At 68.2% G+C, this 4,038-nt stretch carries 1 pseudogene; it reads right to left on the bottom strand.

The features are described from left to right. Nucleotides 1-4,033 (bottom strand): annotated as a pseudogene (locus tag ACLHRZ_RS36695) (type I polyketide synthase); the annotation flags it as partial. Between the last annotated feature and the right edge of the window lie 5 nt (nt 4,034-4,038).

Below are 4,038 nucleotides of genomic sequence, written 5' to 3'. Positions count from 1 at the left end.
CCGCCAACGAACCGACCTCAACACCGAACGTCACACACCGCACCCCACCCGACGACGCACCACCCACCACCGGAACCGGAACCCACTCCAAACGCAGCAGACCCTCGCCCGGGCCCCGGGAAGGCATGGTCGCCGAGATCTTCGAAGCCGACACGACGCATGACTCCGCGGACAGCACCGGCACGCCCTCGGCGTCCGACATCCTCACGGACACCGTCTCCTCGCCGAGCCGGGTGATACGCAGGCGGACCGTCGAGGCTCCGGTCGCATGGAGCGAGACTCGATTCCACGACACCGGCGCCAACTGTGCGCTGTCGTCGATACCGACGAATCCCACCGTCTGCACGGCCGCCTCCAGCAGTGCCGGGTGCAGACCGAACAAGGCGGCCTCGCCGAGCTGTCCGGGGAGTACCGCTTCGACGAATGCCTCGTCGCCTCGCTGCCACACGGACCGAACTGTCCGGAAGGCAGGGCCGACGCCGCCGTGTTCGTATGCGTAGAGGTCCGCCAGATCCACGGGAACCGCGTCCTGCGGAGGCCAGACGGTCGCATCGAAGTCCGCCGCCAACTCCTCCACAGCCAGCGTGCCGGTGGCGTGGCACGTCCACGGCGCGTCCGGAACCGCATCGGCCGGGCGCGTGTAGCAGCGCACCACGCGATCACCCGACTCCTCGGGGGCATCCACCCGAACCTGAACCGCCATGCCGGCACCGTCCTCGGGCAGGAACAAGGGCTCGGCCAGGGTGAACTCCTCGATACGCTCGCACCCGACCTGGTCACCCGCACGGAGGGCCATCTCCAGGAAGCCCCCAGCCGGGAAGACAGGCTTTCCGCCCATCGTGCAGTCGGCGAGCCACGGCTGAGCTTTCAGGGACAACTTGCCGGTCAGGAGGATGCCTTGGGAGTCGGCCAGGGGAACTGCTGCGCCGAGTACCGGATGCTCGGTCGATGTCAGGCCCACACCGCTCACGTCGCCCAGGCGCACGGCCGGCGTCGGCCAATAGCGCTCCCGCTGGAATGCGTAGGTGGGAAGATCCACCCGGCGGGCGCCAGCGCCGTCGAAGATCCGTGACCAGTCGACATGCACCCCGGCAACATGCATGCCAGCGAGCCCGGAGAGCAGCGCGTCCTCTTCGGGCCGCCCCTTCCGCAGAACCGGGACGGCCACGACGCCCGCGCCCTCCTCTCCCAGGCACCCCTGGGAGAGGGCAGTGAGCACACCGTCGGGGCCCAGCTCCAGGAAGGCCGTGACTCCTTCGCCGGTCAGTGCCCGTATACCGTCGCCGAAGCGCACGGTCTCGCGGACGTGCCGCACCCAGTAGTCCGGAGAAGTCAGCTGCTCGTCGGTGGCGACCCTGCCCGTAAGATTCGACACCACGCGGATGCGGGCGGCCTGCAACGAGAGGCGCTGCACGACTGTGCGGAAGTCGTCGAGCATGGGGTCCACCAGCGGCGAGTGGAAAGCGTGGGAGACCTTCAGCCGGGTCGTCTTGCGACCCTGACTCTCGAAGAACGCCCCGAGCTGTTCGACGGCCTCCTCGGCGCCGGAGACGACCACGGATGAAGGGCCGTTGACGGCCGCAATCGAGACGGACTCACCGAGCAACGGCACAACTTCACCCTCGGTGGCCTCAACGGCCAGCATCATCCCACCGACGGGAAGTGCCTGCATCAGCCGGCCTCGCGCCGCCACCAGCGTGCAGGCGTCCTCCAGCGAGAGCACTCCGGCAACGTGTGCGGCCGTCACCTCACCGATCGAATGACCGGCAACGAAATCCGGGACAACTCCCAGGGACTCCAGCAGCCGGAACAACGCCACCTCAACCGCGAACAAACCAGCCTGAGCGTAAGCAGTCTGATTCAACAGCTCCTCGTCATCGCCCCAGACGACATCACGCACCGGCCGGTCCAAGTGCCCGTCCAGCCCGGCGCACACCGCATCGAACGCCACCGCGAAGACGGGGAATCGCTCATACAACTCCCGGCCCATGCCCAGCCGCTGCGACCCCTGACCGGAGAACAGCAACGCCAGCGAATGTTCAGTGGCCGCTCCGCGGGCGACTTCCACAAGTTCACCCTCGGGACCGGCCAGCAACACCGCCCGGTGTACGAAACCAGTGCGACCCTTCGCCAGCGAGAAGCCCACGTCCAGCCGCGACGGCCCGGACAACGAGGCCACCCGCTCCAGCTGGGCAGCCAGCGCGGCTTCGGACCTGCCCGACACCACCCACGGCACCACCAGCATCGGCGGAACTGCCGACTCCTCGGCCCCGACCACGGCCTCGGTGAACGGCTCCTGCTCGATGATGACGTGCGCATTCGTGCCACTGATCCCGAACGACGACACACCCGCACGCCAGGGACGGTTCACATCGGGCCACTCGGTGGCCTCGGTCAGCAGCTCGACCGCCCCCTCGGTCCAGTCGACGTGCGAGGACGGCCGGTCGACGTGCAGCGTGGGTGGCAGGACTCCGTGCCGCATCGCCATCACCATCTTGATCACACCGGCCACACCCGCAGCAGCCTGCGTATGCCCGATGTTCGACTTCACCGACCCCAGCCACAAAGGCCGCCCCGCACCACGATCACGGCCATAAGTCGCCAACAACGCCTGCGCCTCAATCGGATCGCCCAGCGTCGTACCCGTCCCATGCCCCTCGACCACATCCACATCGGCAGCCGACAGGCGAGCGTTCGCCAGCGCCTGACGGATGACACGCTGCTGCGAAGGCCCGTTGGGGGCCGTGAGGCCATTGCTGGCACCGTCCTGGTTGACCGCCGAACCGCGCATCACGGCAAACACCGGATGCCCGTTGCGGCGCGCATCCGACAACCGCTCCAGCACCAGCACACCCACACCCTCGGACCAACCCGTACCGTCCGCCGCATCCGCAAACGCCTTACACCGACCATCCGACGCCAAACCACCCTGCCGCGTGAAGCCGAGAAAGCTCATAGGCGTCGACAACACGGTGACTCCGCCCGCCAGCGCCAGGGAGCATTCACCCGAGCGCAGCGCATGCGCGGCCAGGTGCATCGCCACCAAGGAAGACGAACATGCGGTGTCGATCGTGAGCGCAGGGCCTTCGAGACCGAAGGTGTACGAGACCCGTCCGGATATCACGCTGTTCGCGAGCCCGGTGCTGGCGTGGCCCTCCACGTCCTCACGGGAGTTCATCACCAGTGTCGCGTAGTCCTGGCCGGTCGTTCCGACGAAGACACCGGTGCGGCTGCCGCGCAGCGTCGTCGGATCGATGCTGGCCCGCTCGAACGCCTCCCAGGAGGTCTCCAACAGCAGGCGCTGCTGCGGGTCCATGGCCAGTGCCTCACGCGGGGAGATCCCGAAGAAGTTGGCATCGAAGTCGCCGAGCTCCGTGAGGAACCCGCCGCGCCGCGTGGCGCTTCCGCTGCGGTTCCTGGGCCCGGAGCCGAACAGGGCCTCCAGGTCCCAGCCTCGATCGGTCGGGAAGTCGCCGGTCCCCTCATGGCCTTCGAGGACGAGGTCCCACAGACCCTCCGGCGTCCTGACCCCACCCGGCATGCGGCAGGACATGCCGACGATGGCCACGGGGTCGTCGCCGACCACCGCAGAGGTCGGGGCCGGGACGTCCGTGTCACTGTGCTCGTCCAGCAGTCGGGCGAGGAGGTGTTCGGCGAGGGCGGCAGGGGTCGGGTAGTCGAAGATGAGGGTGGCCGGGAGCCCCAGCCCGGTGACCGAGGTAAGGCGGTTGCGCAGCTCGATGGCCGTCAGCGAGTCGACGCCAAGGTCGCGGAACTCCCGCGCCGGATCTACGGACTTGGCCGATGTGTGTCCGAGAACAGCAGCGCTCTCCGTCCGCACCATGTCGACGAGGAAGCGGACCTGCTCGCCCCTTTCGAACTCCGCCAGGTGAACTGCGAGTTCGGTTGCCTTTCCCGAAGCGCCTTCGGCATGTGCCGCGGTCCTCCGGGTTCCCCTGACGAGGCCGCGTAGCAGGGCAGGGACTTCGCCCTGCATGCGCGTGGCACCGGACGTACGGCCGAGAGGAATCAGGCAGG

It is taken from the genome of Streptomyces sp. AM25 (assembly GCF_058146165.1).
The sequence above is the reverse complement of the archived record's forward strand: the minus strand, read 5'-3'. Positions and strand labels throughout refer to the sequence as shown.